The organism is Ectobacillus antri (assembly GCF_003852715.1).
GTDB lineage: Bacteria > Bacillota > Bacilli > Bacillales > Bacillaceae_G > Ectobacillus > Ectobacillus antri.
In genome coordinates, this window is the sequence record NZ_RIAV01000013.1 from 16,528 (window position 1) to 41,410 (window position 24,883).

General features: G+C 39.3%; 19 protein-coding genes, 1 pseudogene and 1 riboswitch. Of the genes and pseudogenes, 5 read left to right on the top strand and 15 right to left on the bottom strand.

Annotated elements, in window-relative coordinates; all coding sequences use genetic code 11:
• Positions 1–411: 411 nt before the first annotated feature.
• The 5 genes and pseudogenes from EEJ45_RS12205 to EEJ45_RS12225 all read right to left on the bottom strand — a co-directional run bounded on the left by EEJ45_RS12205 (position 412) and on the right by EEJ45_RS12225 (position 6,251).
• Positions 412–1,524 carry a 3D domain-containing protein gene (locus EEJ45_RS12205; RefSeq protein ID WP_124565098.1) on the bottom strand — a complete coding sequence of 371 codons (1,113 nt, stop codon included), beginning with the start codon at positions 1,522–1,524 and terminating at the stop codon, positions 412–414.
• A 367-nt stretch (positions 1,525–1,891) separates the two neighbouring features.
• Positions 1,892–2,869: a LacI family DNA-binding transcriptional regulator gene (locus tag EEJ45_RS12210; RefSeq protein ID WP_124565099.1), complete on the bottom strand. Its 978-nt coding sequence runs from the start codon at positions 2,867–2,869 to the stop codon at positions 1,892–1,894.
• Between the two features lie 12 nt (positions 2,870–2,881).
• Positions 2,882–3,481 (bottom strand): TetR/AcrR family transcriptional regulator, encoded by a 600-nt coding sequence (locus EEJ45_RS12215; protein ID WP_124565100.1) that lies wholly within the window; start codon positions 3,479–3,481, stop codon positions 2,882–2,884.
• Positions 3,482–3,639: 158 nt separating this feature from the next.
• Positions 3,640–4,992, bottom strand: a pseudogene (locus EEJ45_RS12220) (IS607 family transposase); the annotation flags it as partial.
• A gap of 2 nt (positions 4,993–4,994) precedes the next feature.
• A complete protein-coding gene (locus EEJ45_RS12225) occupies positions 4,995–6,251 on the bottom strand; it encodes an MFS transporter (protein ID WP_124565101.1) in 1,257 nt (418 codons plus the stop codon).
• Positions 6,252–6,410: 159 nt separating this feature from the next.
• A riboswitch (SAM riboswitch) is annotated at positions 6,411–6,515 on the top strand.
• An 82-nt stretch (positions 6,516–6,597) separates the two neighbouring features.
• Here EEJ45_RS12225 and EEJ45_RS12230 point away from each other — a divergent pair.
• Together EEJ45_RS12230 and EEJ45_RS12235 are read left to right on the top strand one after the other, a co-directional pair.
• Entirely contained in the window at positions 6,598–7,299 is a 702-nt protein-coding gene (locus tag EEJ45_RS12230) for an aspartate/glutamate racemase family protein (protein WP_124565102.1), read from the top strand.
• A 223-nt stretch (positions 7,300–7,522) separates the two neighbouring features.
• On the top strand, positions 7,523–7,825 hold the full coding sequence (locus EEJ45_RS12235) for a DUF5658 family protein (protein WP_124565103.1): 303 nt from the start codon (positions 7,523–7,525) through the stop codon (positions 7,823–7,825).
• On the opposite strand, the gene helD is transcribed toward EEJ45_RS12235, so the two are convergent.
• The 4 genes from helD to EEJ45_RS12255 all read right to left on the bottom strand — a co-directional run bounded on the left by helD (position 7,808) and on the right by EEJ45_RS12255 (position 15,578).
• On the bottom strand, positions 7,808–10,093 hold the full coding sequence (gene helD / locus EEJ45_RS12240; RefSeq protein ID WP_164464272.1) for an RNA polymerase recycling motor HelD: 2,286 nt from the start codon (positions 10,091–10,093) through the stop codon (positions 7,808–7,810). The genes EEJ45_RS12235 and helD overlap by 18 nt on opposite strands.
• A gap of 373 nt (positions 10,094–10,466) precedes the next feature.
• Positions 10,467–12,422 carry a beta-propeller fold lactonase family protein gene (locus tag EEJ45_RS12245; RefSeq protein WP_124565105.1) on the bottom strand — a complete coding sequence of 652 codons (1,956 nt, stop codon included), beginning with the start codon at positions 12,420–12,422 and terminating at the stop codon, positions 10,467–10,469.
• Between the two features lie 13 nt (positions 12,423–12,435).
• Positions 12,436–14,502 carry a hypothetical protein gene (locus EEJ45_RS12250; RefSeq protein ID WP_124565106.1) on the bottom strand — a complete coding sequence of 689 codons (2,067 nt, stop codon included), beginning with the start codon at positions 14,500–14,502 and terminating at the stop codon, positions 12,436–12,438.
• Positions 14,503–14,699: 197 nt separating this feature from the next.
• On the bottom strand, positions 14,700–15,578 hold the full coding sequence (locus EEJ45_RS12255) for a sulfite exporter TauE/SafE family protein (protein ID WP_124565107.1): 879 nt from the start codon (positions 15,576–15,578) through the stop codon (positions 14,700–14,702).
• Between the two features lie 358 nt (positions 15,579–15,936).
• Between EEJ45_RS12255 and EEJ45_RS12260 the strand changes: the two genes are divergently transcribed.
• Entirely contained in the window at positions 15,937–16,458 is a 522-nt protein-coding gene (locus EEJ45_RS12260) for a YfiT family bacillithiol transferase (protein WP_124565108.1), read from the top strand.
• A gap of 16 nt (positions 16,459–16,474) precedes the next feature.
• On the opposite strand, the gene EEJ45_RS18585 is transcribed toward EEJ45_RS12260, so the two are convergent.
• The 4 genes from EEJ45_RS18585 to EEJ45_RS12280 all read right to left on the bottom strand — a co-directional run bounded on the left by EEJ45_RS18585 (position 16,475) and on the right by EEJ45_RS12280 (position 20,365).
• Entirely contained in the window at positions 16,475–17,944 is a 1,470-nt protein-coding gene (locus EEJ45_RS18585) for a sensor histidine kinase (RefSeq protein ID WP_222928032.1), read from the bottom strand.
• Positions 17,941–18,621, bottom strand: coding sequence for a response regulator transcription factor (locus tag EEJ45_RS12270; RefSeq protein ID WP_124565109.1), 681 nt, complete (start codon positions 18,619–18,621; stop codon positions 17,941–17,943). The genes EEJ45_RS18585 and EEJ45_RS12270 overlap by 4 nt, the downstream gene beginning before the upstream one ends.
• Positions 18,618–19,187: a class I SAM-dependent methyltransferase gene (locus tag EEJ45_RS12275; RefSeq protein WP_124565110.1), complete on the bottom strand. Its 570-nt coding sequence runs from the start codon at positions 19,185–19,187 to the stop codon at positions 18,618–18,620. The genes EEJ45_RS12270 and EEJ45_RS12275 overlap by 4 nt, the downstream gene beginning before the upstream one ends.
• Before the next feature lie 203 nt (positions 19,188–19,390).
• Complete coding sequence (locus EEJ45_RS12280; protein WP_124565111.1) at positions 19,391–20,365, bottom strand: CobW family GTP-binding protein; 975 nt, start codon at positions 20,363–20,365, stop codon at positions 19,391–19,393.
• Between the two features lie 511 nt (positions 20,366–20,876).
• On the opposite strand from EEJ45_RS12280, the gene EEJ45_RS12285 reads away from it, so the two are divergent.
• Positions 20,877–21,764 (top strand): ATP-binding protein, encoded by an 888-nt coding sequence (locus EEJ45_RS12285; RefSeq protein ID WP_380018278.1) that lies wholly within the window; start codon positions 20,877–20,879, stop codon positions 21,762–21,764.
• A gap of 2 nt (positions 21,765–21,766) precedes the next feature.
• A complete protein-coding gene (locus tag EEJ45_RS12290; protein ID WP_124565112.1) occupies positions 21,767–23,641 on the top strand; it encodes a vWA domain-containing protein in 1,875 nt (624 codons plus the stop codon).
• A gap of 123 nt (positions 23,642–23,764) precedes the next feature.
• Here EEJ45_RS12290 and EEJ45_RS12295 read toward each other — a convergent pair whose 3' ends face one another.
• Together EEJ45_RS12295 and EEJ45_RS12300 are read right to left on the bottom strand one after the other, a co-directional pair.
• Positions 23,765–24,007: a hypothetical protein gene (locus tag EEJ45_RS12295; RefSeq protein WP_124565113.1), complete on the bottom strand. Its 243-nt coding sequence runs from the start codon at positions 24,005–24,007 to the stop codon at positions 23,765–23,767.
• A gap of 48 nt (positions 24,008–24,055) precedes the next feature.
• Positions 24,056–24,874: an ABC transporter ATP-binding protein gene (locus tag EEJ45_RS12300; protein WP_124565114.1), complete on the bottom strand. Its 819-nt coding sequence runs from the start codon at positions 24,872–24,874 to the stop codon at positions 24,056–24,058.
• Positions 24,875–24,883: the final 9 nt, after the last annotated feature.

Genomic DNA, 24,883 nt, shown 5'->3' on the forward strand with positions numbered 1-24,883 from the left:
CTACATTATTTTTGAAAAGAATAAAAAGTTAATACACCATCAACCTCATCCGCGCTCACAAACATGTTTTGGTTTTGAATTTTATGAATCCCTTCAGGTCCCTGACCATTGGATGGAACAAGTCCTAAATATACGGGGAACATCGGGAATGTGACATCAAAGAATAAAACTGCATTAGAGCGTTCCGTCGCTACCGCAAGAATAGGACTACCTTCTATTAAGGTGTTGTTAAGTTTTCAACCTCACTGCCTCTGTTTTCACTGCGACTATCCGGGTATAAACCAGCCTCAGTACTCCGATCCATAATTGTCTTAATTCCATCGCTCCCTTGTTTACTTTCAATTCATCATATCGAAACAATATGGAATATTATTAAAAAAATGTAAAAAAGAGCAGGGTAAACCCTACTCCTTAGTTACGAAGAATAATCTTTATGGCTTTTTTCCGTCCCCATTTCATAGCTTCTGCTTCTGTGGGAAATAATACATCAATAATATTACCTTTAATTTTTCCACCGGTATCTCCAGCAACTGCCTCACCGTAGTCTTCTACCCATACCCGTGTTCCAAGTGGGATAACACGAGGATCCACTGCAATAAGCTTTATGTTTGGATTGGCTTTCAAATTATATCCAGCTGCCGTAATTCCTTCGCCAAGCTGTAAGCTTTTCTCAACGCTATAAGCAGTAGATTCCATGTAAAGTACTTCTCCTGCCGGCGCCGGACCAGGCGGCTTCATTTGCTGAATTTGCTCCGCGTTTCTTTTTGCTTCTTCTTGCTGACGTGCCATCGCTTCTTGAATGCTGCGGATATTCGCTTCGAGTACTTGTTTATCTTGTTCAGCCATTGCGATTTCATTGCCAATTTCAGCATACTTCGCTTGAACTGTCTGTAACATAGATTGTTTTACTTGTATATTCGCTTCTAGCTCGGCTTGATTTTTAGCAAGCTTTTCATGCTCTTTTATTAACATCTGTTCCTTTTGATCAATAATGCGCTTGTCCGCTTCAATTTGTGCTTTATCTTCTTGTTGCATACGCATAATATCTTTATCTGCATCAAGAATGGTTGCTACAGCCTTCATTTTTTCCAATAAGGTGGCTAAATTTTCAGAGTTAATGAGAATTTCTATAAGTAAACTAGAATTATCGTTGTTTTGCATGGAAACAATACGTTTTTTCATGACTTCTTGACGCGCTAGCACCTTATTTTCAAGAACAATAATAGCCTCTCTCTTTTCTTGAATTAACTGTTGCGTCGCATCGATGTTAGCTTGATTGACTTCCATTTGCTTTTTTGTTTGATTTATAGATGCATTTACCTCTTCCAAGGATGCTTGTAATGCTTGAATTTCTTCGTTTAGCTTTGCTCTTTCCTGTTCTTTCTGCTGAATTAGCGCATCATTTTGACGCAATTGTTGTTCAACTTGATTCAGGGCACCATTTGCTTGTGCATGCAGACCTGGACTAATCATTACTAGAATAAGAGCGCATATGGAGCCGGTAATCTGTTTGATTAGTTTCATAAATCTATCCCTCTCTCCTTCTATATAAGTACAACTAGAAAAACCGACATTCTTTTTTGGGTGGGAAAGAAGAACGGGCAATGTATGGTTGCGGTCAGTGCCTAAGAGATACGCGTGTCAAGTCAGAACATATACACGTAGCGAGGCGTTCTAGCACTGTGATTTTCTTTCTGTTTCTATGTCGAAAAAACTATGTAGACTTATATAGTTATAACATATTTAGAGAGAAAGTTATTTTACAAGTTCTTTAAATAGAATACAGACGTTTTAATATGAGGATATAACAACAATTAATATATACAAAAAGAACAGCAAAGTGTTTACCATAAATCCTACACTTCTCTGTCCTTTGGATGTGATTTACATATTATGTTGTAGATCTCTCAATTAAATGAAACATGAGCTGTTGCTTTTTAGGTTCATACTTATGACTGTAAATATGCTCGTATGTCAGTAAAAATGCTGCTTCCCCTAACTTTTCACCGGGATGCTCAATCGTTGTAATATCAAGAACCTGTGAAATAGCATGATTATCAAAGCCAATAACCGCTAAATCCTCTGGTACTCGTATATCATGCTTTTTAGCCTCAGCAATAATGCCGGCCGCAACTTGGTCGCTTGAAACAAGTAAAGCGGTAGGTTGGTTCTTCATCTTCATTAGTTGCTTTACCACACGTGCCCCATCGGCAATTGTTAAACATTGTTCAAACATCCATTCTTTCTGTAACGGTGCTCCAATTTGCATCAACATATCTTGATAGGCCTGCTTACGTAAATAACTGTTATAGCTATTGCCTCTTGCAATGCAGTATCCGATGCTTGTATGCCCTCTAGAAATCAAGTGCTTCATGCCAAGCAAGAAGCCTTCGTAGTGATCAATGTAGACAGAAGAAACGAAATGCTGCCCTGCATCTTCACAGGCAACAATAGGTCCAAACTTCGTGTAAGGCTCTATTTCTTCCCACTTACTGATTTTGGAGCAAATGATAATACCATCTACTTGTCTTGTCCGCAACAGCTGCAATGCCTGCTTTTCCTCATCTGCATTATAATTTGTCTGACAGATCATGAATTGATAATGTTTCTCTAATGCTTTCGCTGCAATTCCTTTTAAAATGGTAGAAAAGTAAGGGTGGTCTACAAAAGGCAAAACAACTGCAATAATGTTTGTTTTACCTTTTGATAAATGTACTGCATTCACATTCGGTGTGTAATTGAGCTTCTTTACAACCGCCATGACCTGCTGACGCTTTTCCTCACTGACGTAAGGATAGTTGTTTAAAACGCGGGATACGGTTGTAACAGATACCCCTGCCATCTTAGCAATTTCTCTAATGTTAGTCACTTTCTTCACCTCTTACTCTACAGGACCAAATAACTGAATGCCGCATGGTACGAAAAGCTTCCATACGTCATGTTCCGGTCCATCAATGGTGGTAAGACGTAGTCCGTTCAAAAAACTTAAATACGAAATTGCTACAGCCTCAACATGTAATATGCGCAGCTGCCCAAGCTCTTGACCTCTCTTTATTAAAATTCCCATCTTGTTTTGAAATAACTGAAAAAACTGATTTAAGATTTCAAACTCTCTTTTAAAACGTTCAGGCTGACCAAGCACTTGTTGAAACAGTCTTAAATAAACAGGCTGCTGAGAAATCAGCAGAACATGCTTTTGTACCAACGCTTCAATTTCTTTCATCGGATTTACTGCATTACTGTCAAAAGACAGCAGTTCCTCTCCTAACTTTTCAAGTGGTTCTTTTATAGTCGCATAGAAAAGCTCCTCTTTACTTGCGAAATACGTAAATACACTGCCAAATGAAATCCCGGCAGCGTTGGCAACCTTGGCAATTGTTGTATCATTGTAGCCATGGACTGCAAATAACATAGTTGCTTCTTGCAAAATCTTTTCACGCTTTTTGTGCATCGCTTTCATTTGATCTTCTGATAATGCCATTTTACTTTTCCTGCTACTAAAAACATAGACAAACGTCTATTCTTAGAGTATTCCTGCTTCTACAAACTCGACCTCGCCAATTACTCGCTACTATCGTTTGTATAGTTCTCCACAGGCGTAAATTCCGATGTAGCCCACCGTACATATATACAATTTATTTAAGTTAGTATTGTATATTCTTTTGCTTGTAAAAGGTTGATAGATGCATTTAAATCTCTATTCATGATGTTTCCGCAATCGCATTCATATATTCGGTCAGATAGCTTTAAATCAACTTTCTTTTGACCGCAACATGAGCACAATTTAGAAAATGGATAGAATCTGTCTACTTGGCGTAATTCAATACCATATTCTTTGCATTTTGCTATTAGCCATGCTTTAAACATATAAAAACATTGTTCTGCGACTGATCTAGATAAATGCTTATTTTTCATCATCACTTTTACGTTTAAATCCTCAATTGTGATATACATTGGCTTGGCTTTCACCAATTCATTCACAACCCATTTTACATACTCTGTTCGTATGTTTGATAGTCGAACATGTAGCTTTTGTACTCTAAGAATGTTTTTGTTTATATTTGCTCTTTTAGCAACAGTTTTTTCACCTCTCTTTTTTAGATTTTCGTATTTGCGTGACAAAGAGCGCTGTTCACGTTTTAATTTCTTCTCTAATTTCTTCAACTTTGCTGTTTTATTAATGTTTTTGTGGACTTTACCATCACTACGAACAGCAAAATCTTTTATGCCTAAGTCGATGCCTAGACCACCTTCATTTAATTTGTTTACATGTTTTCTTGTATTCACTTCACAAAGGACAGATACAAAATACCTTCCTGCCTGTTGAGAAACAGTTCCACTTTTTACAATCGCATCTTTCGGGATATAACCATACTCTTTTAATTTTATCCAACCAATCGTTGGGATTTTTATTCTGTGCCTTTCTACAGTCCAATCAGTTTTATTGTTCTTAGAGAAATCACATTTGACATTTTGATTTTTCTTTTTCTTGTAGCTAGGAAATTTAGACAACCCTTTGAAAAATCTATTAAAAGCCTTATCACCATTCATGATGGCTTGCTTAACAGCTTTGCTAGATACTTCTTTGATCCATTTATCGTATTCTTTTCTCAATCCATATATTCTGCAACTGAAAACATGAATGATAGATATTAAGTCTTGAACAAGTTCTTCTTGAGGTGACAACTTATCATTGTTAACAACAATGATTTCTACTGCCATCTTGCGAAGAAATCGCTCAAACCAATCATAACCAAACCGAACAAACCTATCTTTGTGTGCGATAATAATTCGTGAAACTTCACCTTCCGCACATCTATCAATCAACTTGTTCCATTGTTTTCTATTGTAATTTAAGCCACTACCAATATCCGTAACAATTTCATCAACTATCATTCCTCTTGCATTGGCAAATGTTTTCAAAAACTCAATTTGATTTTCCAAATCATCTTTCTGTCCTTGATTAGACACTCTGGCGTAAATAAGAGTCTTACCTATACCCCCACTTCAACGATTGACTTCGGTTTCTTTTTTCCCAGTTCCCGTAAAGGTTTTAATGTAGCTGTCAATACGAGAGCCAATATCATCAAAGCAAGACTAGTAACTGCCAAAACTGTTTGCGGTCCTGCAATGTCAGCAAAAAATGTTCCAACTCCCACTGCAATTGTTCCAAATACACTGTGTAACATCCCTAAAAAACCAAATACTCTACCTTGAATAGCAGGTGCGGTTTGCACACGCAAAGCAATGTTAACAAGCAGAGTTGAGACAGCAAACATAAAGCCAAGTAAAATAATAAACGGGTATACGTAAGAGATATATTCGATTTCCGAAATGCAATAGTAAATGGGCCCAATTAATAAAAAACCGCCAAAGATCCAATATCCTTTTCGCTGGATTCGTGTATCTAATTTCATAATAACGAGTGACCCCAGAATATAACCGAATGGAATACAAGCTTCTATCAAGCCAAACTCCCATCCCTTCGCCTTCCATGTTTGAACAGCTGTTACTTGAATCATCATTAACGCCATTGTAAATGATGATCCTAAAATCGGAAAAAGAATAAGTACGGAACGAATGAAAGGTTCTTTTACAAGCAATTGTAAACCTTCCTTAAAATCCTTAAAAAAAGACTTTTTCTCTTGAAGCTTGCCATCATGTTCTACTGCAAGATGAGATTGTGGAATGACCCCTGCCATCAAAACGAATCCTGCCGATAATATATAGGTACATGTATTTACTAAAAAGGCAGTAAAACTTCCAAACAATCCAATAAATAACCCGCCAAGAGCCAATCCACTAATACGAGAAATATTATCCATAATTGTAATAGCACCTGTCGCTTTTGACATATTCTCTTTTTCTACTATGTTGCTTAATGAGGCTTGAAATGCAGGACCATGGAATAGTCCGATAAAGACTTGCAGTCCAAATAAAACGATGAGAAATGGAATGGATGTAAAGGATGTATACATACAAGCTGCTACAACGAAAATGATAGCTGCATTCAGTAAATCACACACCCACATGATGGTACGGCGGTCATAGCGATCAGCAAAGGTTCCTGCCACTCCCCCGAATAATACATTAATAGCTAAAACAACCATGAAAAATACAAACATGATTCTAGCGCTTCCTGTCGTTTCTAGCACCCAAAAGTTAATAGCGATGGTCGAAAAACTGCTTCCAAGTAACGAAACACCATAGCTTAGGAATAAATAACGAAATATTTTATTTTGAAACAGCATGCTGTTCCTCCTTATGTTTTATTTATGATTGATTAATCAATCATAAATAAAACATAACATATATTGGAAATGAAGTACACATCGATCATAAAATATTTTATATTAGTTGTATTTTTCTAAAAATACTGAGATAATATGAACAATTGCATAATTTACTCATTCTTATCATGAGAGGCGGAGGGACTGGCCCGACGATGCCTCAGCAACCCCTGAAATTTAGGAAGGTGCTAATTCCTGCAGAGCAAAAGCTCTGAGAGATAAGAGGTCAAACTCAATACAACAGACCTCTTATGATAAGAGGTCTTTTTTATGTCCTCTGTCACATTTTATTCTAAGGAGGATTTGTATGAAAACAATTGGCATGATTGGTGGATTAAGTTGGGAGTCGACATCACTGTACAGTACGTATCTAAACGAATTTGCTCAAAAAGCATGCTCTCATTGCGCTCCCCTAGTAATTCAAGGGATGGATTTTACTGAAGTGACTCATTGGTTAGAACGGGGTGATGATGAGTCGCTCACAACTGCACTCATTGAAACAGCACAGCAAGTGGAAGAGATGGGAGCTGACTGTTTGCTGCTTTGTTCAAATACCGTCCATATTTTTGCAAACGAAGTCGCTGAAGCTATATCAATTCCACTTCTTCATATTAGTGATGCTAGCGCCGAAGCGATCCGTATGCAATCTATAAACAAAATTGGCGTACTCGGAACAAAGCACACACTCAAAAAAGGTTTTTATCTTGAAAAATTAGAATCTCATGGTTTACAAGCGCTTTGTCCAAGTTCAGAAGAGTGCACCTGGATGCACAACATTATCATGAATGAACTCAGTCAAGGAATTTTATCTCCTAAAACAAAAGCCGACTTTCAAAATATCATTCAAAACTTAATTGTACAAGGTGCGGAGGGCATTTTATTGGCCTGCACTGAAATTCCTCTTCTAATTACGCAAGAAGACGTGTCAGTACCATTGTTTGATACAGCGTACTTGCATGCCCAGCAAGCCATTTCATTTGCGCTGCAAAAAGAAGAGGCCGTGACATAACTGAATTATGTAACTCTAAAGCCGACAGAATAAAGAATAACTAACACTCATAAAGGAAAAATCCGAGCTAAATCGAATTCTGTGTGGAGAATTCCGACTAATAGTTCGGATTTTTCATTGGCTGAAAACCTTTTGTCCCAGCCTCTTCTCTAAAAATTTGTATACCTTTCTTTTACATGTGAGGTTAATATAAAAATAACCATTATATAATGGAGGCGGATATATGCGTTTTATCTTTCATTACTTAGCTTGGCTAAACGCGGCAGACGGTATCGTCTCTTTTGTTGGCCTACAGTTGCGTCTCATTGAAGAAGGGAATCTCGTGATGCGCATCCTATATGAGTACAACCCCTACTTGTTTTTAGCTTGCAAACTTACTTTATCAGCTATTTTATTACCATTCGTTCTTTATAAAGGATATTTCTCGAGTAAATTTTTGAAAATAACAGCTTGCTCTGCCTCGTTTGTTTATACGATTATCTTTGTTCTTCACGGCATTTGGATTATCTTAGCTTTGCCAATCTAGTAAGGAATGGTCAATGCTATTTAACAATACGTCCTCTTCTTGCTGTGCAAATACAGTTAATTGATGCAAAGGTCTTGTCATCGCTACATACATCAACTTGACGTCTAATTCATCTTTTGTAAAACGTTCTTTATAAGAAACGATCCCTACACAATCAAATTCCAATCCTTTTGCAACGTGTACAGGGAGAATGGAGAGCATATTATGGCGTAGTTCTTGCTGCTCTGTCATTAATGCACACGGTAGCTTTTCCTGTAACAAAAGGTACAGTTCGTTGCATTCTTCTTTTGTTCTTCCAAGCAAGGCAAACGATTTAAATCCATGTTGCTTGCCTTCTTTTACAAAACATTCCACAGCCTCCTGCAAAGCGGCTGCCCCTTCGTATTTTTGAAAAACAGGACGATTTCCATGTCGTACTACCGGAATTGCAATCGGGACACGTACATCACTGTGACCGGTCAAAACCGCATTTGCGACGTTCATAATTTCGATTGTTGTCCGGTAACTGCTTTGCAATGTTAAATAATTAGCTTTAGGGAAGATACGCTTGATTAGCAAATCCCAATCTTTAATTCCTCGGTATCCATGAATGCCTTGCGATAAATCGCCCAGTATCGTAAACAACTCTGTACCACACACTTTTTTAAGCACAAACATTTCAAATAAGGTGTAATCCTGTGCCTCATCAATAATAATGCTTTTTATTTTTATATTCTTTTTCACACCGTACAGATGGTGTTGTAAATATAATAGCGCAGCTGCATCACCTACTTCATAATGAAACTTGCGCTTTCGCAAAGAAGCTGTCATATTGGCTATAATTGTTTCGCTTAATCCTTCGGGCCCATACTTTCGCATGTTCTCTGCACTTTGAAGGAGCTCCTTATAATAAGAAAACACATCTTTTTTCGGAAACTTTTTTATATAGCTTGCCACCGCTGTACGACATTCCTTCTGAAACTCTTTCAGCAGCGCTTCCTTTTTGTCCATCAGACGAATGACCGTTTCCTTACGCCTTGTCGCGTCTCTTATAAGAAGTGCTCTTTCAATTTTACTATCATAATGTTCAATAATACGCGCTTCCATTTCCTTTTTCTTGGCCTTCACATGATTTTGCAAGACACGCTTCAGTTTGTCGATTCGTTTATATACCGGTAAATATTTATATTCATATAAAAACAGCCTTCTAAGTCTTTCATATTTGTAAACCGTCAGCGTACCAATACAAAAATCCTCCTGCGGCAAAAGGCTTCTTTCAATATCTTGCATATATCTGCTTATCATTTTGGCAAACGGTAACGAACCTTTAAAAGACAACAAGCGTTCTTTTTCCCGCTTTGCTTGCATGTCTTCCTCCTGTAATAAATCAACTAGAGCCTCATCCATACGCGTAAATACGAGCTTTACATTTATACACTCTGTTACAAAATCTAAGAAAGTAGTTTGTTGCACTTGATCTACCCCAAGCTCAGGTAATACATCTGAAATATAGGTTAAAAATAATTTACTGGGTGCTAAAATCATCATAGATTCGGGTGCAAAATATTGCGCGTGCTTGTAAATATAGTAAGCAATACGATGCAGTGCAATCGTTGTTTTTCCGCTCCCCGCCACACCTTGTACGATAAGAGGATGATATAAATCAGCACGAATAATTCGATTTTGCTCCTCTTGAATGGTTGATACAATTTCCGTCAATCTGCTTTCAGCATTGCCGCCGAGAGATTGCTGCAGAAGTTCGTCCTTTGTTGTAATATCAATATCACGTATTTCCTGCAGTGCCCCGTCCTCAATGATATATTGTCTCTTTAAGGATAAATCTCCCTCTATCATTCCGTCTTCTACCTCATAAGAGACTCGACCTAGTCTGCCATCATAGTACACATTAGCAATCGGCGATCGCCAATCTACAATGATATCTTCTTGCGATTCACGGTCAAACAAAGATATTTTACCGATATATAGTGTTTCTGGTGCACTTTGTGACGTATTTTGAAAATCAATTCTAGCAAAGTAAGGCCTATGCTGAACACGCTCTAGATGACGATGTTCACGCTCTGTCATCTCTAAAAACTTGGCATTAGTTAAAAGACTAATATAGCCTAAAGAGCTATCGCCAGAATTTAAGTTCATAATTGCTTGCCGAATGTGTTCCCGATATTCCGTTTCATTGTTTCGCGCTGCCTCTAGTAAAAGCTGAATATACGACTTTGTAAACACAAATCGATCTTGTTCTGCTATATAATCCGGATGCTTTTTTGCGTGCATGATCATCCTCCTCTCCATTTGCACATTGGGTTTATTTCCCATGCAGTATTACTAATAGTATGATAAAACGGAGGAGATTGCAAAGCGAAGTTCGTAAAAAATACGAGAATAGTCAGCTTATCTCTATAGGGTTATATAAGTCTACATAGTTTTTTCGACATATAAACAGCAAGAAAATAATAGCTCCAAAACACCTCGCTACGTGTGTATGTTCTTACTTGACACGGGTATCTCTTAGGTCCTGACCGCAACCACACCTTGCCCGTTCTTCTTTCCTACCAAAAAAGAATGTCGTTTTTTCTAGTTGTACTTACCACAATTCTCCGATTAGAGCTAATACATGAAAAAAGAGACGAATTACTCCGTCCCTTTTTTACTCAAGCGATTTGACATAGGATGCAATCATTTCAATTTCCTGCTGTGTCAAATCAGTCCGTTCTTGATATTGATGTCGCTCAATTGCTTCTTCAATGCTTTTAGCACTGCCGTCATGTAAATATGGCGCGGTTGCCCAAACGCCTCTTAATGTAGGTGGATCAAATTGAGAACGACTTCTCGGGTTGGTGAAAGCAGCACGCGCATCTCCCTTTGAATCTTGATCTGTACTATTCGCCGTACCAATATCATATAGAAACCGCATATTCGCTGTTGTCAGTTTGCCTGTCTCATCTACTGCGTTCACGCTGGCAGTAAAATATTCGCCGCCATGACAGCTCAAACAGTTCCCTTTCCCATTGAACAACGCTTCACCACGTTCCGCTGTTTTTGTCAGCTTGCCATTCTCTCGATACGGGCTTTTCGGCACCGGAAATGAGGAGGGATCATCCAAATATGCAAGCAATGCATCATACATATGCTGCACATCGGCTGGCATTGGCTGGCCTGGGTCAACGTTCATCATCCCTCCCATTTCTCCCTGTACCGTATGAATGTAATCCGTAAAATCATCGCGCGAGCCGTCCCACATGAACAATCCTGTTTTTGTGGTCAACACGTTACTAGGCACATTTCTCGGTCCTTTTGCTGTGCTGAGCGTAAGAGAGTTAATATCTCCGTCGCTATGACAAGAAGCGCAGCTCATCCAATTGTTTCCTGTAATTGGAGCTGCATACTCATCCGTGTTGGCACTGTAAAAAATTCGCTTCCCTTCTCGTACAAGCCCGGAAAGGGGATCATTGGCAATTAAATTCATTTTAATGTCTGTCAGCTTCACCTTTGCGTAAGAGCCCTCCTGCGGTGCTTGCAACACGACCACATTATGGCTCATCGCATTATGGACGAATAATTCCTTTTTCTTGTTTGAAAGAACAATCCCTCTTGGATTATCTCCGGGAATACGGCGCACTACTTGCGAAGCGTTTCCTCCGCGCGTCAAATCGAAAACGACGAGATCTTCACTGCCCGACATGACAGCAAAAGCCTTCGTTCCCTTTGCATCAAACACGACATCGTACGGATTTGACACGATGATGGTAGCGTTTTTGCTGTCCTTCACATTCATTTCCTCAAACAATTCTTTCCGCTCGGCAACGATTTCTTCATCCTTCTCTAAATCAATTATAGAAATGGCCGGAAAAATTGTTTCCTCAAAATGGATGGGGGTATCTGTATTCGTCAGCAAATGGGGCACCCATGCTGTTTTCCCGTCAGGCGCGATGACGAATTGCTCCAATGTATTTGGGATTCCTTGGCTTTTTTTCCGGTCTTCTTTATCTGGTGAAGGGGCAAGCTTAATTTCCTTTTGGACTTGATTTCGCTTCGTGTCCACCACACTAATTGTTCCGTCTAAATAGTGCGGCACATATAGCTTTTCTCCGTCTGCAGTCATCGCTAGTGTCCTTGGCCGATCGCCAATTTTAATACTTTTACGTTCCTTTTCTTTTTCTATATCAATCACAGACAACGTGCCAGAACGAAAATTTGCAACATACAAAAGCCTCCCGTCTTGGCTGGTTAAAAGGCCAAAAGGCTCAATACCTGTTTTTAATTTTTTGACGACCTTCCGTTTATGCAGGTCTATAACATCAACTCGGTCGCTTTGCATGCAAGATACATAGAGATACGCTTCATCCGGACTTAGAGTGAGCTGTCGCGGCTCTTTTCCCACCTTAATTTCCTTTTCTGTTTTTTTGGTTTTGGTATTCACAATCGTGACCGTATTCGTATCCATATTGGCTGTGTATATATAATTTTCATCCTTGCTCAGTATAATGTTGTCACTATTGATAGCGGTATTACGTACATTCTGCTCTTTAGATGTTTGTATGCTACAACCTGCAAACGCCCCTGCAAGCAGGAGCGTCAACCAGAGAAGAGAAAACTGTTTCATATTCAACCCTTCTTTAATTTTTATTTTTCACTTCAATATCCACCAAAATCGGCGCGATTCCATATTTGCCATGTCCAGCTTGCACTTGTGGCACGTTGTCCTTATCTGTATTTCCCGTTTTATCTCCTTTTTTATAGGAGTCTCCCGTATCCCAGAATTCACTTACCTGCATACCTTCCTTCAAAGAAGGACCGTCTATGATTCTATCATAAAAATCCATATAGCGAGAGACAACGGTTTCTTTTTCTAAAGATGAATATTGCTGTTTATCACTTTCCATGTTTCCTAGATTCAATAGCGCGAGACGAAATGCCGCTGATATGCTTGCTGCTGTATACGGCGTGTATTTCATGCTATCGCCCTCTGTTTTATAAACTTTTAGCTTTTTATCCCACATCTTTGTATCGACTGCATTATAAATAGTACGGGCTGCTTCACGATACTTTTCTTTCTTTGTCGCAAGGTACGTTGCCGTCAAGCCGCGAACAGCGCCAAGCTGTGCTTCCAATGTGGCCGCTTTCTCGTCCGGTCCTTTCCCGATTGTAAATCCGTTCACGATCAAACCGTCCTTTGTCATCATTTTTTCAATCATGAAGTCAGCTTGCTTTTTCATCATATCCAATGCTAGCTTTCCTTCCTCTGTTTGTAGACCTTGCGCGTCTTCACCACTTGCGTAACCTACCGGTAGACCGTCGATAGCACGCTGGAAAATACGAAGTGCTTCAAGCGTATAGCCCGCCTCGAACGCATCAACATAGTCGCCTTGTTTTTGTCCATCGTGTATGTTGATGAAAGCGCCAACTTCTTTATTAAAATGCATCGCTTGTAAATTTTTAAACACCTGTAGCAGTACGTCTCTATTTAAAGAATAAGCGTCATACGCAATTACGTCATTGTTCGTTGCAGCGTCTGTATTCTCTTGCGGCGCGGCTGCAAATGGCACTCCGTCAAAAGCGGCACGGAAAGCAGGATTCACATTCTTATTTTCCTGGCGCTGATCTGTCATACCGTAAAATTCGGACGCTGGCCACAGCATCATCCATTGATCGCGCAAAAAGCTTCTGGAATCGGATACTTCTAAATTGGAAGCTTTTGCAACATCTTGACCTTCCTCCGTAACTTTAATTGCATGTGGCAAATATACAAAACCGTTCGCAGGATCGTATTGTGTGCCACTTCCCTTTACCAGCTGCTTTGTATTGGCATCATAAAACAAGCCATCGCGTATATATGCAAGCTTATTCCAGATTTCTTCCGTTAAGATAACACCTTGAAAGCCATCAGCTGCACTTACACCAAGGCGAATATTTGCGTCTTTATCCTGATTAGGCGCCTCCGCTTCTAATTCTTCGTCCTTATCCACAGTATGAAAGCCGCTTAAGAAATCTCCGGCCCATAATGCTTGCTTCAAAAATGCCCCTCCGTATGCTGCCGGCATCAGGATTTTGTCCATCTTATCGCGATCCCAACGCAATGTTTTAAAATCGACCTGATATACAGGCGTGTATGTTTTATCGTCGCTTTCTGCATACGCGGATGTATCAACCTTTTGTATGTAATGCGGGTCCCCTTTGCTATACTCCATAAACGTTGGATACATATTGCGGAAAATTTCTCCCTTGTCATAACCGACGCTTTCAGCAAGCTGATAAAAGCGCTCTTCCAAAGCCTGCGGTGCTTGTTTACCGGATTCCTTCGCCATCTTATCTACAATAGGACCATTGATTAAATGCAATCCGAGACCGGATTTCTCAACAAGCTCATACATTGCTTCCTCAGAGTACTCATAGGATTCCACACCTGCTGTATAATCGAAAGCTGTAGGCTTGTTCACTTTTTGCGGATCAAGCAAGTCCAAATCTAAACCCAGAGCTTCCGCAAGAGGCTCCCCTGAGAGCTCAAATTCTGCATAAGCAAGCATGTTACCTGCGGTGTAGAAGTTATAATTCGTGACAGATGCAGAATAATTTACATCTTGCTTTTCCTCACTTGTTATCTGCTTTTGTGTACAGCCTGTAGCTACTAAAAGTGATGCTACGATACCTAGTGTCGACATCGCCTTCCAAGGTCTATTTTTCATATCAATGACTCCCCTTGTTGAAACTGATAATTATTATCAAAACTATCATCTATTATATTATGAGTTCTTGTATCTGTAAACGTGCTTTTATCTACCAGTTGATTCATAAAACTATGCACACTGCTTACAAACCAAAAGAACAGTTCTATCAAGATTGCATAAAAACATAAAAAAGAGGCCTGTACGGCCCCTTATCCTTATGATACTACTTGTTTTGGTTTAGGTATCTTACGATGGTTGCGAATAGTCGCAAATAAAGCAATACTCCATACGATAAAAATACCGGTATAGATAACAGGATGCGTTTCTTTAGCTACTCCCCATGCATTCAGCAAGGTACGAGCGTTAGTGGCGATAATAAGCCCCCCAACAAGAACTCCAAGTAAATGAGATGGAATAATTCTTACAAGCCACGCAGCGATTGGTGCCGCCACAAGACCTCCTGCCATTAAAGTTCCAACCCAAAACCAGTTCACTTGTCCCCAGCCAAGGGATAATACAAACCCAATTGTGGCTGCTAAAGCCACTGCAAATTCTGCCGTATCAACAGTGCCAATGACTTTTCGCGGCGCTACGTTTCGTTTCGTTAGCAAAACAGGTGTAGTAATCGGTCCCCAGCCACCGCCACCTGTTGCATCAAAGAATCCTGCGATTAGACCGAGGGGAACGAGCTGTTTGTTTGTCAGTTTTTTACCGTCAGGCGGGGTAATTGGCTGAGAAAGGAAACGAAATAAAATATAAATACCCAAAGTAAGAAGAAATAGGGAAACATAAGGCTTTACCAAATCTCCAGGCAAATTACTCAAAAAACATGCGCCCACAAAAGCGCCAACTGCTCCAGGCAAAATCAAACGTAACACCATATGACGATCGACGTTTCCAAATTTAATATGTGATGCGCCCGATGCGGCCGTTGTAACAACCTCCGCCAAATGTACAGAGGCGGACGCCATAGCAGGTGCCACGCCAAACGTAAGTAACAATGTTGTAGATGTGACACCGTACGCCATCCCCAAAGATCCATCAATCAGTTGGGCCATAAATCCGATAAAAATAAACACAAGTAGCTTTTTCATATGTCTCCCCCTGTTTTAAAATAAGAAAGGCACCCGCTTAATTAACGGGTGCCTTCAGTTTCTCTGATCAGCAAAATAACAGAAAATTCAATTTTAAATTATTTTAATACTTATTATTCCTAGTTGTCAAGTGTGTTTTATGGACTTATTTTTAGCTATTCCGTTTTATAACATCTAAAAAGGTACAGCCTCACTCTCTAGAAAGTATATGCGACACAGCTTGGGGAAGTTATATTCTCTTCGTGTAACTAAGCTTCCACTTTATAGAAATAAATCCACCTCTATAGCTCTTATTATGATACATTTACACTACAAGAACACCAATCATGAGTAACATTCAGGACGAGGAGGAAAAAATATGGACTTACGCTATCCGCTTGGAAAGTTTGAAGCACCTGAACTCTTTAACGATAAGCTCCGCAAGACTTGGATACATGACATCCGCAAAGCTCCGACTGCTGTTAAACGTGCCATTGAAGGGCTATCGGATAACAAGTTGGACACACCTTACAGGACGGAAGGCTGGACAATCCGACAAGTCATCCATCACATGGCGGACAGCCATATGAACAGCTTTATACGCTTCAAACTAGCACTGACAGAAGACAATCCCACCATAAAACCTTATCATGAAGACCGATGGGCCCTACTTCCAGATACAAATACTGCGCCGGTTTCTCTTTCTCTTTCTCTATTGGAGGGTCTTCATAAAAGATGGGTTATTCTTCTTGAGTCTTTGACGGATGAAGATTTCAAACGCACATTTTATCACCCTGACCTCGGTGAAGTAACACTAGACACAGCCCTAGCTTTATATGCTTGGCATAGCAAGCATCATACCGCACACATCACATCCTTACGCTTGCGAATGGGCTGGTAACTTACAGCGACAAACCTCATCGAGGTTCGTCGCTTTCGCTTTTAGGAAGTGCAATAAATACTTGTAGCGTATCCCCTTTACTTTCAGCCCAAATACGCCCGCCATGCAAATCAACAATACGCTTTGTGATGGCTAAACCAAGACCAGATCCTTGAATGCGACTCGAACGCGCTTGATCCCTTCTGTAAAATTTATCGAATAATCGGGAAAGCTCCTTCTCTGGAATATTATCGGTTCTGTTCACCACCGCTATGACAATTTCGTGCTGTGCTTGTACAAGTGTCACCTTCACCTCCGAACGAGGATGACTATACTTCTGAGCGTTAGAAAGCAGATTATCAAACACGCGCACCATTTTTTCGATGTCGACTTCTATCTCCGTTGCATGCTCTGGTACGACCAAGCTCAACCGAAGTCCACGCTGTTCAAAAATAGGCACATATTCTCCAATGAATTGTCGCAGCACACCCGATAAGTCCACCTTTTCCTTCTCTAAAATGGTATCGTGTGAGGAAAGTTTCGTATATTCAAAGAGTTCGTTCATCAAATTGTTTAGCTTTATTGATGTATTGTATGTCACAGAAAGATATGCTTTCATTTCTTCTTCATTTTTGTAACGCCCATCTTGTAGCAAGCCTAAATATCCGATAATAGAAGTAAGCGGCGTTCGCAAATCATGAGATATATTTGTGATTAATTCGTTTTTCATTTGCTCTAGCGCCCGTTCTTTTTCAAAGCTATCTCGAAGCTCTTTTGTCATCCAATTGATATTTGACGCCAAGGAAGATAACTCATCTCTTCCCTTTACACGAATAAAATAATCCCAGTCCCTATGCGCAATTTTTCGCACACCGCTCTCTATCTCATGTATGTAGCGGATAATCGGCCTCATAAGAAGCAAAAAGACAAGAATAAATCCACCTATGCTGCCAATAAAAGATAGCAATGTGGTTCTATTATAATCTCCAGGCGTAATATCCGGTTGTGTAAACGGAATTTGTCCGACAAGAAAACCTAAATCGTTCCGTAACAACGGATAAACAGCTAGAATACGCTCTGAATTCAACTCATTTCCTTTTTGGGCATCTATACCTAATTTATAGCTCAGTACTTCCTGTAAGTCCACATTTGTAGACTTTCCGCCGTCTAATAAAGCACTTCCTTCTTCATCATAGATTTGAAAAACTGCTTGCCTATTTAATCCTTTAGCATTTGCTACAGCTTTTTGAATTTCATCTCGTATTTCATCTTGGTCATGTATCGTGTAATTCTTTTCTTCTATAATTTTCCCTAGTTCATGAGCCATAACGTTTAAGTTATCTTGAAACTGTACGTATCTTGCACTAGAGTAGATAATGGGATTTTGCAGTTGAATGAGAACAAAAATTCCTGTTGCCGCCAAAAGGCAAATAATAAATATAACGATTAACCGGATATTCAGTCGACGGGACAACCATTTTTTAATGACCCTCGCCAGTCTGTTCAAACCTTATACCCCACTCCCCAAACCGTTTTTATATACAGAGGTTTTTTTGGGTTCTCTTCAATTTTTTCTCTTATTTTAGTAATATGAACCATCACTGTGTTATCCGATTTATAGAAGGGTTCTCCCCAAACCATTTCATAAATTTTTTCAATGCTAAATACTTGCCCCTTATTGCGGACAAGCAAAGCAAGAATATCAAATTCTTTTGGTGTAAGACGCACATCTTGCTCTCCAATAAATACCTGTCTTGTTTCTTCTTCCATGCGCAGGTTTCCGACTTCAAGCACTTGCGATTCGTTCGGCTGATACGCTCGATACCGACGCAACTGCGATTTCACACGCGCAATCAATTCAAGCGGGTTAAAGGGCTTTACCATATAGTCATCCGCACCGCTCATCAATCCATGAATTTTGTCCATATCCTGTGACTTTGCCGATAAAAAAATAATCGGCATTTCATAAGTCTCACGAATGCGCATACAGGTTTCGATCCCATCCATTCCGGGCATCATCACATCTAGTATGACCAAATCAGCTTTCATACGCTGTAGTAGCTCCAGCGCTTCTATCCCGGTTGATGCATGTGATACCTCGTATCCTTCGTTTTTCAGATAAATGGACAACACATTACGAATATCTTCTTCATCATCTACCAATAAAATATTTGCATAGTTCATATATTCAATCCTTTCTTACACGTAAACACATAAGCGGGCGGTACATTTTGCCAAACTCGCTTCACCTTGATCTGTTCAAAAAAGCTTTTAAAAAAGATGCTTTTCACCTTTGAATATTGAAAGGTCATAAATGCCCCTTGCTCACTGAGTGTTTTTTCAGTTTCTTCCAATATACGCGTTGACACATCAGCTGGCAAGCTGGTAAAAGGCAAACCAGATATCACATAATCAGCTTTTGCAAAACCGTGCTGACGAACATAATAAGATACATGTTCCGCTGAATCATTAATAATATATACATTTGGGATATGCCCATATGTTTGCTTCAGCTCCCAACAAAAAGCAGCATTCGTTTCTAGGATTAATAATATGGTTTCACTATGCTTAGATTCAATCAGTCTTTTTGTAAATACACCGGTGCCCGGACCATATTCTACAATGCATTTCGCTTTTGAGAAGTCGATAGATGCGATCATCTCTTGTGCAAGATACTTTGAGCTTGGTAAAACAGCTCCTACCGTTCTTGGCTCTTTCATAAATTGCTGTAAAAATCCAACTGCACTCATCTCAATCTCTCCTTCTTTGTAGGTTCTATATAAGATATAAACATGAACTTGTATCAGCTATATGACCTACTTTACAGAGAAAACCTTAATATACTATGAAGAAAGTTCTTAAGATTTATTAAGAAAATTGAGTGTGCCTTTACAGGCTAGAAGAATATATAGATAAGATACCCCTTCCACTCCAATAAAAAACGACTTTCCATTTACATGAAAAGTCGCTCTTCCTTCTGATTACCCGTATGATTTTGCCATGAAAACGTATTTGCAAAGGACTGCTTCAAATCTGCCACAGCCTGTTTATCGCCAATAAACACGAGACTAGTACTTGTACTCGGATCATCAACGTACATCGCCTCTAGCCTTAGTAAGCCTGAAGCATACTGTAGCTCATATATCTCCTTCTTTCCTTCTAGCCTAACGATTCCTTTCCCTCTATATATGTTTTGAGGAAGCATTTTCACCCAGTCCTGTAATCGCTTCTGCGATAAGATTGGTACATCTTCTAATCGAATAGCTTTTACAACAGCATGATGCGAGACTCTTTCCTCACTTTCTTGTGATAGAACGATACGCTTTTTCAGCACCTCATCAATCTGTATGTTACCAAACGACGTTTTATAAATAGAAACACCCGGTGCCAAGAAGGAACGTAGCTTTTGCTCTACACTAAGCAGCTTCTTCGCAGAGAGAACATCAGTTTTATTTAAAATGATATACGAGGCACACTTAATTTGATCTTTAAATAGTATGCGCATATCACTAGAGCTAAAGAAAATACTTGTATACTCCAAAAAACGGGAAGCATCTACTACACCAATAACGGACTGAAGTGAAAGTGACAATGTATACTTAGGTTCTGTTAATACTTCAATGAGTTCTATTGGATTTGCGACTCCCGTTCCTTCAATAATAAGTAAATCTATGTCCTTGCTTACCGTAAGCTCGTCCAAAACATCACGAAAATTATTTTGAATGGTACAGCAGATGCAACCATCTAGCAATTCATTAACTTGATCTTCGGAGAATAAATGCTTCTCTACGTTTACCTTACCAAGTTCATTTAAGATAATCGCAGGCTTCTTCCCCGCTGCTTTTACAGCTTCAATCATACGTAGTAAAACTGTTGTTTTGCCACTCCCTAAAAACCCACTTAAAATATAGACTGGTGTACGCTTCACGATTTTCTCCCCTTTACACAAGCTATCATAATCTATTCTATCATCTAATAGTCAGAATTATCATTATTTTAATGGGATCTAAAACAAAAAAGCTTACATCGTTGTAAGCTTTTACAGCAAACTTCATATCTGTTCTTCCTCTCCTTATCTGTCTCTTATTACTCTATAAGTGCATATTATTTCTCCGCCATATTAATAGCCAGAAAATAAAAATGCTAGAATGCTTCACTAGGTGCGTACAGTCTTTACGTAACACGGAAGGTTATTAGACCACAACCACACATCTTCCATTCCTCTCTCCCATCTAAAAAAGAAGGTTCATTTTTCTACTATTATTAACATAAAAACTTGAACATCCTTTTTATCCTACCGAAATTCTCACCTAGAAAAAAGACATGTTGCTTTTCTTTTATATTACAAAATATTTACACCCGTATCTGTTTCTTTGCACATGCTGTCAAAACAAGTTATCATAACAGAAGCACGATGAAAGGAATGAATGGTGATACTGATGAAACTTCCAGTAAATGAGAAACTACAAAGACTTCTAAATGAAGTACATGAAACAAATAAAAAAAAGATTGGTAATGACGTCTCCTTGATTGGCAGCAAATTATATAAAGCACAAGATGCAAGTATTTTAGAAGATGCGATTACAGCTTTGCTTCTTGGCAAAAACGTTTTACTCAAAGGACCAACTGGTAGCGGTAAAACCGTTTTAGCAGAAACACTTTCTTATCTATTTCAAAAACCAATGCACAGCATTAACTGTTCTGTGGACTTGGATGTAGAAGGTATCCTTGGCTATAATACCCTGCGCTCTGATGGCAGTAACTCTCATGTAGTGTTCGTTGACGGGCCGCTTATGAAAGCGATGAAGAACGGTCATTTCTTATATATTGACGAAATTAATATGGCAAAACCAGAAACTCTACCACTTTTACACGGCGCACTCGATTATCGCAAAATGGTGACTAATCCCTTTACACAAGAAGTCGTATACGGTGATAAAGACTATCGTGTCATTGCGGCGATTAACGAGGGGTACGTAGGAACAAGCGAATTAAATGAAGCTTTAAAAAACCGCTTTGTAATTATAGAAGTTCCTTATATTCAAGGCGATACATTAAAAGACTTGCTTGTAAGCGAATCGAAGCAAACAGATATGCACATTATTGAAAAGTTTACAAAATTTTCAAGAGACCTTATTCCATTGGCACGCGATGGCAGAATTAGTGAAGAAGCGGCAAGTATTCGCGGTATTATTGATGCTTGTGACCTAAGCGTATACATTCCTGTTCTTCGTGCAATTGAGCGAAGCATCGTAGCAAAAATGAGTGATGAAACCGAACAAATGACACTTCGTGAGCTTGCGGAAAGTTATTTCCTAGAGGAATAGACATGAGACAAATATTCACAGATAAAAAAATTGATGCTTCGTTATTTCTTCGCATGGAAAACTTAATGTACGCTTTGCTGAAAAGTAAAGATGCATTTTTAGAGTACGGCTATCAAGCTTACTACGACGAATTAGAAAATAAGGTTGTCATCAGCCGCTTCTGGGACGATCGTCATCCAAACGATAAAGCAATTGGGCTAAAAAGCGAAGTGTATCTCAAAGCATTAGGGTATAAACACTTCGCAGACATGAATTTAATTCGCTCTTATAGCTTGGAATTACAAGCCTCACCCCTACGAAGCTTTTTAACACAGCTATTTGTACTTTTGGAGGATTTGCGTACAGAAGAATTAATAAAAAAAGAGCGACCCGGTACTGCTTCTATTTTTAAACGTCGACGTACCCTCTATCGCAATCATTTTACGTCACAATTTGAGATTAACCGCATTCGCAACTTTCAAAGCGATATGCTGTTTTGCTTATGCTATTTGGCATTAACAAGCGATAAGTATGAAAGCTATGCAAACGAATATTTTGAACAAATTGAGCTGATTCTCCATGATGCTTTCCATGCCACAAATACAGAGGAAACGATGTATGTTGTGGAGAAAATCCGCTATCGCCTTGAGGAGGTACTTCACAGCGATATGATTAACCACTACTTTGGTCTTGCACCACTGAATAGTGACGCGGCTGAAGCAAAGAAAGAGGAAAAAGCAAAAGAACTCGCGAACTGCGATATACAACAACTCAACGATAATGAGAAAAAGAATAAGGAAGAGGAATCGTTCTCAACTTGGCATCGTGAAAATAAAAACAATGACAATGAAAACTTTTTGCGTTTCGAACTCGAAAGCGGCACAAAAACAAATCTAATGGGACATGCGGCGCGTGAATCAGAAGATCAAGATCAAGCTATGGCGTCCGTTCAAGGTCAGTCAAAACAGAGCTCGCAATCAAACTTTGGAACAGAAACGCTTGATGCAATAGCTACCTCTAATGCTGAAGGCACTCCATATGGTAAGTTTAATGTAGGTGCCGTTCATCGCTTTAAAGAAGCTCGTAAGCCTTCACCTGGTGAAAAGGCAGAGTATCAGGTTATCAAATCGCTTGTTAATAAAGATGTAAAAGAGTTAAAAAAGACGATTGAAAAGACCATTGAAAATAAAACAAACGCAACTTCTGAAAAGTTTTACGGTCGCCTTGGCAAAAAGCTACTTCGTATATATACAGAAAAACAACCTCGTTTATTTTACAAAAAAGGGCAGGAGTCAAAAGAACTAGATGTTACGTTTCATCTTCTTATTGATTGCTCCGGCTCTATGTTTAATAAAATGGAAGAAACAAAAAAAAGCGTTGTTTTATTTCATGAAGCCTTAAAGTCTTTAAAAATCCCCCACGCCATCAGCGGCTTCTGGGAAGATGCTTCAAACGCCAAAAAAGAACACAAGCCAAACATCATTCATGAGGTCATTACACATCGTCACTCCATAACACCAGGCATAGGACCTGAGATTATGCAGCTCCGTGAAGAAGAAGATAACCGAGATGGCTATATTATCCGAATCATATCTGATTTACTCGTAAAAAGACGAGAAAAGCATAAATTTTTACTTGTCTTTACAGACGGCGAGCCATCAGCTTTAGATTACAATCAAGATGGCATTTTAGATACACATGAGGCCGTAAAACTAGCACGTAAGAAAGGGCTAGAGGTTATCGGTATTTTCATTGAAGAAGGCGAAGCAAAAGAAGAAACATATGCTCTTATGAAAAATATTTATAACCATCACTTCTTGGTTGCGAACCATGCAGAGGATTTGCGACATAAAATTAAGCCGCTCTTAAAGAAACTGCTGTTAAAAACAATTCAATAGTGAAAAGCAGTTAACTGATACACCTTAAAATCCAACATTTTTTAAGGTGGACATAAAGAAAGGCACGAAGCATTTTCGCTTCGTGCCTTTCTTTATGTCCAAATTTGAACATCCGCCCGGAATTTACGAGCGATATAATTGTCCATTGCGCACCTCAGCTACCATATCGGTACCCTCACCGATAAATAGGCCATTACTCAAACCGTGATCGTATGTGTTATAAAAATACCCTTTATGTACATTTCCCGGCGCCGCAGCTTCACTCCACAAATGGCTGTATTCTTCCTGAGATAGAAGAACCATATTGCTTTCATTGCCAATTAGATACGCCGGAATTTTTCCTGTTAAAAACCCATGTTGTTCCATAGCTACACCTCCCGTTACAGCATGCCCCATTTTAAACAGGGCTATGCGTCACGAAATAATAGCATTTTGTTTAACAACACAACGTCCCTTACCTTGCGGGATACATAGTGGTGTTCCGAATAACGGATCTGCCGTAATTTTACATTCCATCCGAAATACATCACGTACCAATTGACAGCTAATAATATCTTCAGGTTTTCCCTGCGCATATACCTTTTTATCGCGAATCGCTACAATGTGATGTGCATAGCGACAAGCAAGGTTCAAGTCGTGAAGTACCATAACAACCGTTCGCTTTTCCTTTTCATTCAATTCAAACAACAAATCTAAAATTTCAATTTGATGCGTCATATCTAAATATGTTGTAGGTTCATCAAGCAAGATAATTTCTGTTTCTTGTGCAAGTGTCATTGCAATCCAAGCGCGTTGCCGTTGTCCCCCGGAAAGAGAATCTACTTGCCGATCGGCAAGTTCTGTCATACCCGTCGCTGCAAGTGCGTTTTGGACCGCCTGTTCATCGCGCTGTGACCATTGCTTAAACCATGATTGGTATGGATAGCGCCCTTGCTTTACCAATTGCAGTACTGTTAAACCTTCCGGAGCAATTGGTCCTTGCGGCAAGATTGCCATGCGGCGAGCAACTTCCTTGGTAGGCAATTTGTCAATTGCTTCTCCTTCTAAGAGAACCGTTCCAGAAGAAGGCTTCAATAATCGTGCCAAAGAGCGTAACAAAGTTGACTTACCACAACCATTGCCGCCAATAAATACGGTAATTTCTCCCTTAGGAATTTCAAGGTTTAGTTTATCTATAATTAATGTGTCACCATAGGATAATTTTAGTTCTTTTGTTTTTAACTGCATAGACATATCTTCCTT